Source organism: Ferrovibrio xuzhouensis, from assembly GCF_042648965.1.
GTDB classification, from domain to species: Bacteria; Pseudomonadota; Alphaproteobacteria; order Ferrovibrionales; family Ferrovibrionaceae; genus Ferrovibrio; species Ferrovibrio xuzhouensis.
Genome location: NZ_JBHRYJ010000001.1, coordinates 1,921,903 through 1,934,058, shown reverse-complemented (window position 1 = coordinate 1,934,058; position 12,156 = coordinate 1,921,903). Strand labels below are relative to the sequence as shown.

The following is a 12,156-nucleotide window of genomic DNA, read 5'->3' as shown; positions in this document are numbered from 1 at the left end:
ACAGGCGCTCAGCGACGGAAGAAGCCGACGATGCCGCCGAGCTGGCCGGCCTGGTCGGCCAGCGCCCGGGCCGCGGCCGAGGTCTCCTCCACCAGGGCGCCGTTGCGTTGGGTCATCTCGTCGAGGCTGGCGACGGCGGTGTTGACCTCGTCGAGGCCATGCGCCTGCTCGCCGCTCGCGGTCGCAATCTCGGCGACGATATCGACAACCTTTTTCACTGCCGCGACGATCTCGCCAAGCGAGTCGCCGGTGCGGTTGACCAGGGCGGCGCCGGTCTTCACCTGGGCGTTCGATTCGGTGATCAGCGCCTTGATGTCCTTCGACGCATTGGCCGAGCGCTGCGCCAGTGCACGCACTTCCTGGGCAACCACGGCAAAACCCTTGCCGGCTTCGCCGGCGCGCGCCGCCTCCACGCTGGCGTTCAGCGCCAGCAGGTTGGTCTGGAAGGCGATCTCGTCGATCAGGCCGACGATATCGGCAATCCTGCGCGCACTCTCCTCGATCTGCGTCACGGCCGTCACCGCATCGGCGACCACCGAACCGCCGCGATCGGCGGTATCGCGGGCAGCGACGGCGAGCTGGCTGGCGGCCTGGGCGTTGTCGGCATTCTGTTTCACCGTGGCGGTGATCTGGTGCATCGCTGCCGCGGTCTGCTCCAGCGTCGAGGCCTGGCTTTCGGTGCGGGTGGCGAGATTGCGGCTGCCTTCCGAAATTTCGGCGGCGGCGGTCTGCACCGCGGCGGCGCTGTCGCCGAGGCGGGCCGCCACGTCGCGCAGCGTGCCGATGGTACGGTTCACGTCGCCCTGCACCGCGGCGAAGATGCCTTCGTAATGGCCTTCGACGGTATGGCCGAGATCGCCGCGCGCCAGCCCGGCGATCACGCCGGCCACCCCGCTGCAGGCCTCGTGGGTGCGCGCGACCAGCGCGTTGATGCCCTCGGCGAGCTGGCGCATGAAGCCGCTGCGGCCGTCCAGCGGCAGGCGACCGCTCATGTCGCCGCGCGCGGCGGCGCCGACCAGGCCCGAGACCTCGCCTTCCAGCCGCGCGCTTTCCTCGGCGCCGGCCTTCATCGCCTCGCGGGCGCGGTTGATGGTGACGGCGCCCTGGCGGAAATGGCCGACCATGCCGGTCGGCAGGAAGGGCCGGTAGTATTTGCCATCCGCCGCGAAGGCCAGCGATGCGCCGGATTCACGGATATAGGCATCAGTCAGGTCGAGCATGCGGTTGAACCGTGCCAGCGTGGGTGCCAGCGTGCCGTATTGCCGGAGATGCAGGATGCGTCCGGAGAGGTCGCCCCGGGCCACCCGGGCGCAGACCGCGTCGATTTCGTCCAAGGCCCGCCTGTACTGCGATGCACCAAACATGCCTTCCCCTCCGTTGGCGTTTCCCTGCCGGCGGTCCGCCGCCGGCGCCGTCAGTCCATGGTGGCCAGACCAAGCACGAATTCGTCGTAACCCTGCTGCCGTTCGCGCAGCACGTCGTTCAGCAGCGCGGCGCCGGCCTGCATGCCCAGCTTGCGGTCGGCCTGGCGCTGCTCTTCGGCGAGCAGCCGCTTGTACAGCGGTTCGATAACCGCCAGCGCATTGCGGCCGGGCAGACGCCGGTTCGAATGGTAGCCGTCGACCTTGCCCTGCAGGTCGTGGCTCGGCGTCACATGGGCCAGTACCCAGTAGAAGTCGCCGTTCTTCGCCATGTTCTTCACATAGGCGAAGATCTCGGCGCCCTCCTGGATGCGCTGCCACAGCAGGTGAAAGACGGCGCGCGGCATGTCGGGATGGCGCAGGATGCTGTGCGGCTGGCCGAGCAGTTCCTCTTCCTCATAGAGGCCGACCTTGCAGAACACGTCGTTCACATAGGTCATCCGGCCCTTGAGGTCGGTCTTGCTGACGATGATCTCGTGCTCGGAAAAACTCCGCTCTGTGGCGGTCGGCTGTGGCCGCTGCATTCTTCCTTCCCCCCGGAGGTTGAACAACCGGCGATTACATTCTGCGGTTTTTCACCCGAGGCAAGGAATTATTTTCATTCTAAAATTCTTTTATCTTATTGAGTCGAAACCATGATTCACAAATTTGTGGCGTCAGCACCGACGATCTCCCGGGCTGCCGGGCCTTCCCCTGCGACACCGTCGCAGCAGGACCGGCCTGCCGGAAGGCCGCCTTCACATCTCCAGCAGCACCGAGCCGGTGGTCTGCCCCGCCTCCAGCGCACGATGCGCCTCGGCGGCGGCCGCCAGCGGATAGCGCGCGCCGATCTCCACCTGCAGGCCGGCCTGCAGCATGGCCAGCACCGCCTGCGCCGCCGGCTGGTAATGCTCCGGCAGGCTGCTGTAGGCCATGACGCTCGGCCGCACGAAACTGAGCGCGCGGCGCGGGCCGATCTCATGCACGTCGAGCGGCGCGACCGGGCCGCCGGCCTGGCCGACGCTGGCCACCGTGCCGAACAGCCGGGCGCAGTCGAGGCTCTTGCGCAGCATGTCGCCGCCGATGCCGTCGATCACGTAATCGACGCCACGGCCATCGGTGAGCGCCCGCGCCGTCGCCGCGACATCCTGCTCGCGGTACAGGATCACATGGTCGAGGCCGTGGCGTTCGGCCAGCGCCGCCTTGGCCGCCGAGCCGACGGTGCCGATCACCGTGGCGCCGAGCCGCTTCGCCCATTGCACGAGGATCAGCCCGAGGCCGCCGGCGGCGGCATGCACCAGCACAATGGTGCCCGGCCCGACCGGATAGACCTGTTGCAGCAGCATATGCGCGGTGATGCCGCGTGCCAGCACGGCGGCGGCCGTATCGAAGCCGACGTCGTCGGGCAGCTTCACCAGCCGCGCCGCCGGCAGCAGCCGCGCCGCGGCATAGCCGCCGACCGGATGGCCCATCCAGGCGACGCGATCGCCCGGCGCCACCGCGGTGACATCAGGGCCGACGGCCGCGACGATGCCGGCGCCCTCGATGCCGGGCACGGCCGGCAGCGGCAGCGGATAGAGACCGGTGCGGTGATAGGTGTCGACGAAGCTGACGCCGGCCGCCTGCTGGCGCAGTAGCACCTCGCCCGGCCCCGGCGCGGCCAGCCGGCGTTCGGCCGGCTGCAGTACCTCAGGGCCGCCGGTGCGGGCCATTTCAATCACCTGGGTCGTCACGTCGCTGGCCGTGCGCTGCATCGGTGCATTCATTGCCGGATCCTCCTGGGCATGTCTGTCGGCGGGGACAAACTAGCGCCTGCGAAAATCCACAGAAGATGATATTCCTGCAGAGTGAATGTGTGTTTTTGCACAATATGGCAGGGCGCCATGAGAGACTGGGACGACATCCGCTATTTCCTCGAACTCGGGCGCAGCCCGTCACTGTCGGCGGCAGCACGGCGGCTGAAGGTCGACCACACCACGGTGGCGCGGCGCATCGCGACGCTGGAACGGCGGCTCGGGCTGAAGCTGTTCGACCGGCTGGCGCGCGGCTATGCGCTGACCGAGGAAGGCCTGCGGCTGCTGACCGCCGCCGAACGGGTCGAGCAGGAGGCGCTGGCACTCGGCCGCCAGGCCGGCGGTGCCGCGGGCGATGCGGCCGGTGGCCTGGCCGGCAGCCTGCGCATCGCTGCACCGCCGGTGGTGGCCGCCGCCTTCATCGCGCCGCGCCTGCTGGGCTTCCGGCAGCGGCACCCGGGCATCAGCCTGGAGCTCGCCGGTGGCAAGGAGGCTGCCGATCTCGGCCGCCGCGAGGCCGACCTTGCCGTGCGCCTGAGCAAACCGGCCGACGGCCGGCTGGTGGCGCGCCGGCTCGGCACGCTTGGTTTCGGCTTCTATGCGGCGCGCAGCTATCGCGCGGCGTGGCGATCATCGGCGGCGCGCGACTATGTCGGCTATGACGACAGCCTGGAGGCGGTGCCGCAGCAGCGCCTGCTGCTGAAGCTGGCCGGCGGCCGGCCGCTGGCCTTTGCCGCCAACGACCTCGCCAGCCTGCACCAGGCGGCGCGGACCGGACTTGGCATCGCCGCCCTGCCGCATTTCCTCGCCGCGCAGGACCCGTTGCTGAGACTGCTGCCGCTCGATGCGGCGGCAGCCGACCGCGAGATCTGGCTGCTGGTGCATCCGGATCTGCGCCGCGCGCCGCGGGTGCGGGCTGGCATGGATTTCCTGATTGCGCTGTTCGAGAACGAGCGCGCCCTGCTCGCGGCCGGCACGGCGCGCAAGGCCGCGCGCCGGCGCTGATGCTCTCGGGCGCTCAGGCGAGTCCGGCGGCGGGGATATGGGTGATGGTGATGTCGGCTGCGGCGGGGTCGATGACCGGTATCGTCCAGTCGCATCGCGTGATGCCGATGAAGCCGGTGACCGGACCACCCGGGATTTCCGCCAGCGGCAGCATCAGCCGGCAGCCGCGGGCAAAGCGGTCGGCCAGCCGGTAGATCATGCCCTGCATGAACAGGATCTGCCCGGATTCCGCCAGCGGCCGCCAGCGTTCCATCACCAGCGGCAGGGCTTCGGGCGCGATCATGTCGTCGAGCCAGACATGGCGGGCACTGCTGCGCCCCATGCGGCCACGAAACACCTGCTCGATGGCCTCGCCGGCGACGCGATAGCGATAACGCCAGCGACCGCCATCAGCGCCCGGCCCGGCATCGGTGAGGCAGTCGACCAGATAGACGTAGGGCAGGGCCCAGGGCATGGCGGCCGGATCAATGTCGCGGCGCGACGGCATCGGGCGGCCCGTCCGCAGCGACAGCCAGTAGTCGCCCAGCCGGCGCAGCAGCGGATCGCCGATGCACTCGAACGTATCGGCGACGCGGCGCCGTTCCGTCATCACCACCCGGATGCCGGCGCGGTAGGCTTCGGGATCGTCGACCAGGGAAAAGGTGGCGTTCATGACGGACCCCAGTCTAGTGGAAGGTGAGCCGGCTGGAAGGCCCGGACCGCCACGGCGAATCCTGGTTCAGGCCAGCATGCCGGCGGGGATATAGGTGACGGCGATATCCGCCGGCATGGCCGTCGCGCTGTCGGCCGCCTTGCGGCATTCCCAGTCGCAGTCGGTGGCGCCGATCAGGCCGGTGACCGGACCGCCGGGCTCATCGGCCAGCGGCAGCATGATGCGGCCGCCGCGCGCCAGGCAGTCGGCCATGCGGTAGATCATGCCCTGCATGTAGACGATGCAGCCGTCGTCCGGCAGCGGCCGCCAGCGCGCCATCACCGGCGTCAGATGCTGCGGCTCGAGGATATCGTCAAGCCAGGCACCACGCAGGCTGTGGCGGCCGGAACTGGCACGGAACACCTTCTCGACCTCCTCGCCGGCCAGCCGGTAGCGATAGCGCCAGCGGCCGCCATCGGCGCCGCGGCCGGCGTCGCTGACGCAGTCGACCAGGAAAAGCTGCGACAGCGCCCAGGGAATATCGACCGGATCAATGTCGGCCCGGCGCGGCATCACCTGCCCGGCCCGGCGCGACAGCCAGTAATCGGCCAGCCGGCGCAGGGTCGGCTCGACGATCACGTCGAGCGTATCGGCGCGGCGCGGCCGGGTGCCGGAAGCGGGGCGGAGGAACGGGAAACGGGCCATGAGGCTGGTCCTGACGGAACCTTTGGTTGGACACTGCTGGTTCGAACCATAGGGGCCAGGGTTTCCGCCCGTCGCGTTACTATCCGGATATCCCCTTGGGACCATGCTTAAAAAACGGAAATGTCCGGGGCCGTTTTCGCCGGTTTGCCAGCGCCGTGCCCCGTGGCAGCCCGGTTTCAGTCGGCCGGCGCCAGCCAATGCCCCGCATCCTGCTCCAGGCCGATCAGCGCCAGGCCCGAGGCAATCGACTGCAGCTGGTCGCCGGTCGCCAGCCGCGCCGCGCCGAAGCGCGCCGCAAACAGGTCCTGCAGGGCCGGCACGAACGACGAACCGCCGGTCATGAACACCTGGTCGACGGCGGCCGGTGCGAGCCCCGCCAGGCTGAAAACCTGATCGAGCGCGGCATCGATCTGCGCCAGGTCGGGCGCGATCCAGCCTTCGAAATCCTTGCGGCTGATGCGCTCGCGGATGGTCACGCCTTCCATGTCGAAGCACAACTCCGTGCGCGCGGCGGCGGACAGCGCCGTCTTGGCGTCTGATACCGCGCGGTAGAGGCCGAAGCCCAGGTCCATCTCCACCACGGTGATGAAATCCTCGATCGCCGCCGGCGTGACGGCGGCCCTGGCCAGACGACGCAGGTCGGCCAGCACTTTCGGCGATTTCAGCATGGCGAGCTGATGCCACTGGGCGAACTGCGCGTAATACTGGCCGGGCATCGGCAGGTTCTTGCCGTCGCTCCGGTACAGGCCGCCCTTGCCGAGCCGCGGCGCGACCACATTGTCGATGATGCGGAAATCGAAGGCATCGCCGGCGACGCCAACACCGGCATGGCCGAGCGGCGTGGCGGTCATCCCTTTAGTGCCTCGTTCGAACCGCATCAGCGAGAAGTCACTGGTGCCGCCGCCGAAATCGGCCACCAGGATGGTGGCGGCCTGCTGCAGCCGGCGGGCGAAGAAAAAGGCGGCGCCGACCGGCTCGTAGGCGTAGCGCACGTCGGGAAAGCCGGCACGGGCGTAGGATGCATTCATGCGCCGGAGCGCCAGCGCCGGGTCCGGCGCGGCGCCGACGAAACGCACCGGCCGGCCGGCGATCACCGGCAGGGCCGCGATACCGGCCAGCGCGGCGCCGGCCTCGCGATGCAGCAGGCCGAGGAAGCCGCTCAGGATGTCTTCATAGGTGAAGCGCTTGCCGAAGATCTGCGTCGCGGTGAACAGCGGGCTGGCGGCGAAGGACTTGAACGACTGGATGAAGCGGTGGTCGTAGGGCGAGGTGAGGAACTGCTCGATCGCCCGCGCGCCGGCCGAGACGTCGATCCGGCGTGGGCCGCCGCCGCCCGCAACATCCTCGTAACACAGCGCCGAGCGGAAAATCTCCTGCACGACATCGCCATGGCTGAAGCGGACCGGCGTGACACCACCATCGGCATCGGCAATCGCCACGACGGTATTGGTGGTGCCGAAATCGATACCCACGGCGCGAGAGATGGCTGGCGCGGACTTTGCCATGGCGGGAGGAAATCCTGGGCGGCTTGCTGGAAGGGCGCCCCTTATAGGGGTTCGCATCCTGCGGCTCAACCCACAACGAAAAAGGCCCGGTCGCAAGACCGGGCCTCTCCGGAAACGGCTACGATCAGAATTTGTAGCTGAGCAGCAGGCCACCGGTCAGCTGGTTGGCCGATCCCTGGTCCTCGACCAGCGGGCTGTCGGCGGCATCGCCGAGCAGGCGCTTGTAACCGACCAGCCCGGTCAGCCCCCAATGGTCGGTCAGGCTGTAATCAAGGGCGAGCGACAGGCCGGCATCCTTGAAGCCGCCCTCGGCCTGGTACTGCCGCAGGCCGCTGCGCTGGGCCTGCAGCGCCGTGATGCCGAAGAAGGCCTCGGTATAGTTGTCATCGGCCCAGGTGGTCGAGACTTCCGTGCGCAGCCGCAGCCGCTGGCTGATGGGATAGGCATAGCCGCCCTTCAGTTGCGCAGTCATGCCACCGTCATAGGCATCGCTGACATCGCGGAACATCGTCAGCCCGGCCGACCATGGCCCGGCCCGGTAATTGACGAAGGCACCCAGATCGATGCCGCCATCGATATCGCCGAGGCCGCGCAGCGCATCGTTGCTGTCCTGGTCGCGGCCGAACTGGTAGCGCAGCAGCGGTCCGAACTGCAGCTTGTCGTTCGGCCCCGGTCCCCGCAGGGTGAAGACATTGGCACCGAGTGTCGTCGTTTTCTCGAGGAACACGATGTCGCGGTAATTCACGCTGAGCAGCGGCAGGGGCGCGACCTCGTAATCGTCGCTGCCCTCGTAGTCGGGTTTGACCAGCACGCCGGCGCCAAGCCGGATGTCCCATGTCTTGCTGTCGACGGCCTTGCTGTCCGTCGGAGGGCTTCCCGCCTGCTGGGCGAAAGCCGGGCCGGCCGTCAGGCCGATCAGCACAGGCAGCATCAGTGCCGGCAATACCAGCACCGGCAGGCCGGCGACGCGACGGGGGCGGCAGAGAAAGGAAAATCCGAACATGCGGGATCAGGCTCACTGTCTGGGGGAGGGGCAGGTGGCGGGCATGCTAGCGGCGGCCCGGTGCCGGCGGATTTCAGCGCCGTATCGGTATGTTTCAGAATGTTGCAATTTCCCGTCCGCGTCCGGCCGGGATGCTATCATGGCCGGAGCATGGAGATGTCACCGTGAGTGCAACCGGAGCGGGGCATGTGCTGATCGTCGACGACGACCAGCGCATCCGCGCGATGCTGGCCCGTTTCCTGACCGATCACGGCCTGCGGGTCAGCCAGGCCGCCGACGGCCGGCAGATGTTTGCCATCTGTGCCGATGCGCGGATCGACGTGATCGTGCTCGACATCATGATGCCCGGCGAGGACGGCCTGTCGCTGTGCCGCCGCATGCGGGCGGAGAGCCAGGTGCCGATCATCCTGCTGACCGCGATGACCGGCGACACCGACCGCATCGTCGGCCTTGAAATCGGCGCCGACGATTACGTGGTGAAACCGTTCAACCCGCGCGAGCTGCTGGCCCGCATCCGTGCCGTGACCCGCCGGCTGAATGCGGCCAGCACCAATACGGAGGCCGACGCGGCCATCCCCGCTTCCACCTATGAATTCGCCGGCTGGCACCTCAATGCCAGCCGGCGCACGTTGACCTCGCCCGACCGGATGCTGACCGACCTGACCTCCGGCGAATTCGACCTGCTGCTGGCCTTCCTGGAGCACCCGCAGCGCGTGCTGACCCGCGACCAGTTGCTCGACCTGGCGCATGGCCGCAGCAGCCAGGCCTATGACCGCAGCATCGACGTGCAGATCAGCCGGCTGCGCCGCAAGATCGAGGCCGACCCGCAGGACCCTGCCCTGATCAAGACGATCCGCAACGAGGGCTATTTCTTCACCGCAACGGTGACCGCTGTGCCGGACCGAAGCTAGGGAAATCCCGATGCGCATTCCCATCTGGTCCAACCTGCGCCTGGCGCCCCGCCTGATCCTGGTCATCATCGCCGGCCTGCTGGCGGTGAAAGCGGTCGACAAGGCGATGCCGCTGGTGATCCGGCCGCCCGACATCATGTTCTTCGACCGCGACTGGCTGCTCGCCACCCTGCGCGAGGCGCGCGACCGCAGCAACGCCGTATCCGCCGCCGACCGGCCGGGCGTGCTGCGGAACCTGCCGGCGCGGCAATGGCTGGACTTCACGCCGCTCGGCGCCAAGCCGGAGTTCCGCCATGCCCCGCATGGCAACGCCTTTGCCGAACTGCGCGCCGGCGCCTTTGCCGAGCTGCACCGGCAGATCGCCGACACCCTCGGCCTGGCGCCGCAGGACGTGCTGCTGATGGCCGACGACCTCGACGATCCGGAATATTCGGCACGCCCGCTGGTCATCATCCTGCCGCCGCTGCCGATCGTGATGCGCGATGCGCTTGATGACCGGCGCAGCAACATGCTGAGCAGCGACCTGCGCATCGCCTTTCGCATCGGCACCGACGACTGGCTGCTGGTGATGCCGAAAAGCGACGGACAGGAAACCCTGCGCATGGTCCGCAACGTAGCCTTGCCGCTGCTGGCCGTGATGATGATCGGCCTGCTGTCGATCTGGGTGACGCGCGGCGTGGTCCGGCCGCTGGACGAGCTCGCCGCCGCCGCGGACCGGCTCGGCCATGACCGCGAGCCGCGCCTGGTCGGTCGCTTCAACGCGCCGGAACTGCAGGCGATCGGCAACTCCTTCAACGAGATGCAATTGCGCCTGAAGCGTTTCGTCGACGACCGGCTGCAGATGATCGCCGCCATCTCGCATGACCTGCGCACGCCGCTGACCCGGCTGCGGCTGTTCGCCGAATACCTGCCTGACGCCGAACAGCGCCGCCAGGTGCTGGCCGATATCGCCGACATGGAGACGATGGTCAGCGCGACGCTCACCTTCGGCAACAGCCAGCTGCGCGACGAGCCCTCCAGCGGCATCGATCTCGCCTCGCTGCTGATCAGCCTGTGCGACACCGCCACCGATGCCGGCTGCCCGACCCAGTATGACGGGCCGGATCATGCCGCGCTGGTCTGCCAGCCGGTCGCCATCCGCCGCGCCTTCGGCAACCTGATCGACAATGCCTGCAAGTTCGGCACGGCGGTGCAGGTGGCGCTGCGGGCCGATGCCGATGCGCTCACCGTCACCATCGCCGATGACGGCCCCGGCATCCCGGCCGACCAGGTGGAGATGGCCTTCCGCCCGTTCACCCGGCTCGAGACCTCGCGCAACCGCGAGACCGGCGGCACCGGGCTCGGGCTGACCATCGCCCGCGACGCCATTGCCGCCCAGGGCGGCAGCATCGTGCTGTCCGCCGCGCCGCAGGGCGGCCTGCTGGCGACCGTGACCCTGCCGCGCCGCACCTGACGCCGGACAAAAAGAAAAGGCCCGGTCTTGCGACCGGGCCTCTCCGTAAACTTCCGGACGTTCGGAAGGCAGGACTTAGAAGTCCATGCCACCCATGCCGCCCATGCCACCCATGCCGCCGCCGCCCGGCATGCCGCCGCCGGCCGACTTCGGCTCCGGCTTGTCGGCAACCATGGCCTCGGTGGTGATCAGCAGGCCGGCCACCGAAGCAGCGCCCTGCAGGGCGACGCGCACGACCTTGGTCGGGTCGATCACGCCGGCCTTGACCAGGTCGGTGTATTCTTCGGTCTGGGCATTGAAGCCCCAGCTGGTGTCCTTCGACTCGAGCAGCTTGCCGGCCACCACGGCGCCATCGACGCCGGCGTTTTCGGCGATCTGGCGAACCGGAGCCTGCAGGGCGCGGCGGATGATCTCCACGCCATGCTTCTGGTCGGCATTGTCGACCTTGACCTTGTCGATGGCGCGCACCGAGTACAGCAGCGCGGTGCCGCCGCCCGGAACGATGCCTTCCTCGACCGCGGCGCGGGTCGCATGCAGCGCGTCATCGACGCGATCCTTGCGCTCCTTCACCTCGATCTCGCTGGCGCCGCCGACCTTGATGACGGCCACGCCACCGGCCAGCTTGGCCAGACGCTCCTGCAGCTTCTCGCGGTCGTAGTCCGAGGAAGTCTCCTCGATCTGCGCCTTGATCTGGCCAACACGGGCCTGGATGTCCTTGTTCTTGCCGGCGCCGGCAACGATCGTGGTGTTTTCCTTGTCGATCGTGACCTTCTTGGCGGTGCCCAGCATCTGCAGGGTGACCGACTCGAGCTTGATGCCGAGGTCTTCCGAGATCAGCTGACCACCGGTCAGGATCGCGATGTCTTCCAGCATGGCCTTGCGGCGATCGCCGAAGCCCGGCGCCTTGACGGCGGCGACCTTCAGGCCACCGCGCAGCTTGTTCACCACCAGGGTGGCCAGGGCTTCGCCCTCGACATCCTCGGCGACGATCAGCAGCGGACGGCCGGTCTGCACGACGGCCTCGAGGACCGGCAGCATGGCCTGGAGGCCCGACAGCTTCTTCTCATGGAGAAGAATGTAGGGGTTCTCCATGTCGCAGATCATCTTCTCGGCATTGGTGATGAAATACGGCGACAGGTAGCCGCGGTCGAACTGCATGCCCTCGACGACGTCCAGCTCGGTCTCGAGGCTCTTGGCCTCTTCCACCGTGATGACGCCCTCGTTGCCGACCTTTTCCATCGCCTTGGCGATCATGTTGCCGATTTCGGTGTCGCCGTTGGCCGAGATGGTGCCGACCTGGGCGATTTCCTTGGCGCCCGAGATCTTCTTCGAGCGGGTCTTCAGGTCCTCGACGATCTTCTCGACGGCGAGGTCGATGCCGCGCTTCAGATCCATCGGGTTCATGCCGGCGGCGACGGCCTTGCCGCCTTCGCGGACGATGGCCTGGGCCAGCACGGTGGCGGTGGTGGTGCCGTCGCCGGCCTGGTCGTTCGCCTTGGAAGCGACCTCACGCACCATCTGCGCGCCCATGTTCTCGAACTTGTCGGAAAGCTCGATCTCCTTGGCGACGGTCACGCCGTCCTTGGTGATGCGGGGCGCGCCGAACGACTTGTCGAGCACGACGTTACGGCCCTTGGGGCCGAGGGTGACCTTGACGGCATCGGCGAGGATATCGACGCCGCGCAGCATCTTGCCGCGCGCATCGGCGCCGAAACGGACGTCTTTAGCAGCCATAGCTGTTTCTCCTTGG

General features: G+C 68.2%; 11 protein-coding genes. 3 read left to right on the top strand and 8 right to left on the bottom strand.

The genetic code is table 11. The features are described 5' to 3' along the window. Positions 1–8 precede the first annotated feature (8 nt). From ACFOOQ_RS09615 to ACFOOQ_RS09605, 3 genes are all read right to left on the bottom strand, one after another. Positions 9–1,364 carry a methyl-accepting chemotaxis protein gene (locus ACFOOQ_RS09615; protein ID WP_379725053.1) on the bottom strand — a complete coding sequence of 452 codons (1,356 nt, stop codon included), beginning with the start codon at positions 1,362–1,364 and terminating at the stop codon, positions 9–11. Between the two features lie 50 nt (positions 1,365–1,414). Then, positions 1,415–1,945 (bottom strand): PAS domain-containing protein, encoded by a 531-nt coding sequence (locus tag ACFOOQ_RS09610; protein ID WP_379725050.1) that lies wholly within the window; start codon positions 1,943–1,945, stop codon positions 1,415–1,417. A 213-nt stretch (positions 1,946–2,158) separates the two neighbouring features. Then, positions 2,159–3,166 (bottom strand): quinone oxidoreductase family protein, encoded by a 1,008-nt coding sequence (locus tag ACFOOQ_RS09605; RefSeq protein ID WP_379725047.1) that lies wholly within the window; start codon positions 3,164–3,166, stop codon positions 2,159–2,161. A 117-nt stretch (positions 3,167–3,283) separates the two neighbouring features. Between ACFOOQ_RS09605 and ACFOOQ_RS09600 the strand changes: the two genes are divergently transcribed. After that, a complete protein-coding gene (locus tag ACFOOQ_RS09600) occupies positions 3,284–4,198 on the top strand; it encodes a LysR family transcriptional regulator (RefSeq protein ID WP_379725044.1) in 915 nt (304 codons plus the stop codon). Positions 4,199–4,211: 13 nt separating this feature from the next. On the opposite strand, the gene ACFOOQ_RS09595 is transcribed toward ACFOOQ_RS09600, so the two are convergent. From ACFOOQ_RS09595 to ACFOOQ_RS09580, 4 genes are all read right to left on the bottom strand, one after another. Further along, positions 4,212–4,850 carry a PAS domain-containing protein gene (locus tag ACFOOQ_RS09595; protein WP_379725041.1) on the bottom strand — a complete coding sequence of 213 codons (639 nt, stop codon included), beginning with the start codon at positions 4,848–4,850 and terminating at the stop codon, positions 4,212–4,214. Positions 4,851–4,916: 66 nt separating this feature from the next. Next, positions 4,917–5,534, bottom strand: coding sequence for a PAS domain-containing protein (locus ACFOOQ_RS09590; RefSeq protein ID WP_379725038.1), 618 nt, complete (start codon positions 5,532–5,534; stop codon positions 4,917–4,919). 176 nt (positions 5,535–5,710) lie between these two features. Further along, positions 5,711–7,039, bottom strand: a complete 1,329-nt coding sequence (locus ACFOOQ_RS09585; RefSeq protein ID WP_379725035.1) for an Hsp70 family protein — start codon at positions 7,037–7,039, stop codon at positions 5,711–5,713. 124 nt (positions 7,040–7,163) lie between these two features. Continuing rightward, on the bottom strand, positions 7,164–8,042 hold the full coding sequence (locus ACFOOQ_RS09580) for a MipA/OmpV family protein (protein ID WP_379725032.1): 879 nt from the start codon (positions 8,040–8,042) through the stop codon (positions 7,164–7,166). A 164-nt stretch (positions 8,043–8,206) separates the two neighbouring features. On the opposite strand from ACFOOQ_RS09580, the gene ACFOOQ_RS09575 reads away from it, so the two are divergent. Both ACFOOQ_RS09575 and ACFOOQ_RS09570 read left to right on the top strand, forming a co-directional pair. Continuing rightward, the gene (locus ACFOOQ_RS09575; protein WP_379725031.1) at positions 8,207–8,953 is read left to right on the top strand and encodes a response regulator; all 747 of its coding nucleotides are present in this window, start codon (positions 8,207–8,209) and stop codon (positions 8,951–8,953) included. 10 nt (positions 8,954–8,963) lie between these two features. Further along, positions 8,964–10,406, top strand: coding sequence for a sensor histidine kinase (locus tag ACFOOQ_RS09570; protein WP_379725028.1), 1,443 nt, complete (start codon positions 8,964–8,966; stop codon positions 10,404–10,406). Between the two features lie 75 nt (positions 10,407–10,481). Here the strand turns inward: ACFOOQ_RS09570 and groL are convergent, their stop codons facing one another. Next, positions 10,482–12,140, bottom strand: a complete 1,659-nt coding sequence (gene groL, locus ACFOOQ_RS09565) for a chaperonin GroEL (protein ID WP_379725025.1) — start codon at positions 12,138–12,140, stop codon at positions 10,482–10,484. Between the last annotated feature and the right edge of the window lie 16 nt (positions 12,141–12,156).

Excerpts from the sequence above, each read along its gene's own strand:
- ACFOOQ_RS09585 (WP_379725035.1), bottom strand. The coding sequence starts at position 7,039 with ATGGCAAAGTCCGCGCCAGCCATCTCTCGCGCCGTGGGTATCGATTTC.
- ACFOOQ_RS09590 (WP_379725038.1), bottom strand. The coding sequence starts at position 5,534 with ATGGCCCGTTTCCCGTTCCTCCGCCCCGCTTCCGGCACCCGGCCGCGC.
- ACFOOQ_RS09605 (WP_379725047.1), bottom strand. The coding sequence starts at position 3,166 with ATGAATGCACCGATGCAGCGCACGGCCAGCGACGTGACGACCCAGGTG.
- ACFOOQ_RS09595 (WP_379725041.1), bottom strand. The coding sequence starts at position 4,850 with ATGAACGCCACCTTTTCCCTGGTCGACGATCCCGAAGCCTACCGCGCC.
- ACFOOQ_RS09615 (WP_379725053.1), bottom strand. The coding sequence starts at position 1,364 with ATGTTTGGTGCATCGCAGTACAGGCGGGCCTTGGACGAAATCGACGCG.
- groL (WP_379725025.1), bottom strand. The coding sequence starts at position 12,140 with ATGGCTGCTAAAGACGTCCGTTTCGGCGCCGATGCGCGCGGCAAGATG.
- ACFOOQ_RS09570 (WP_379725028.1), top strand. The coding sequence starts at position 8,964 with ATGCGCATTCCCATCTGGTCCAACCTGCGCCTGGCGCCCCGCCTGATC.
- ACFOOQ_RS09610 (WP_379725050.1), bottom strand. The coding sequence starts at position 1,945 with ATGCAGCGGCCACAGCCGACCGCCACAGAGCGGAGTTTTTCCGAGCAC.
- ACFOOQ_RS09600 (WP_379725044.1), top strand. The coding sequence starts at position 3,284 with ATGAGAGACTGGGACGACATCCGCTATTTCCTCGAACTCGGGCGCAGC.
- ACFOOQ_RS09580 (WP_379725032.1), bottom strand. The coding sequence starts at position 8,042 with ATGTTCGGATTTTCCTTTCTCTGCCGCCCCCGTCGCGTCGCCGGCCTG.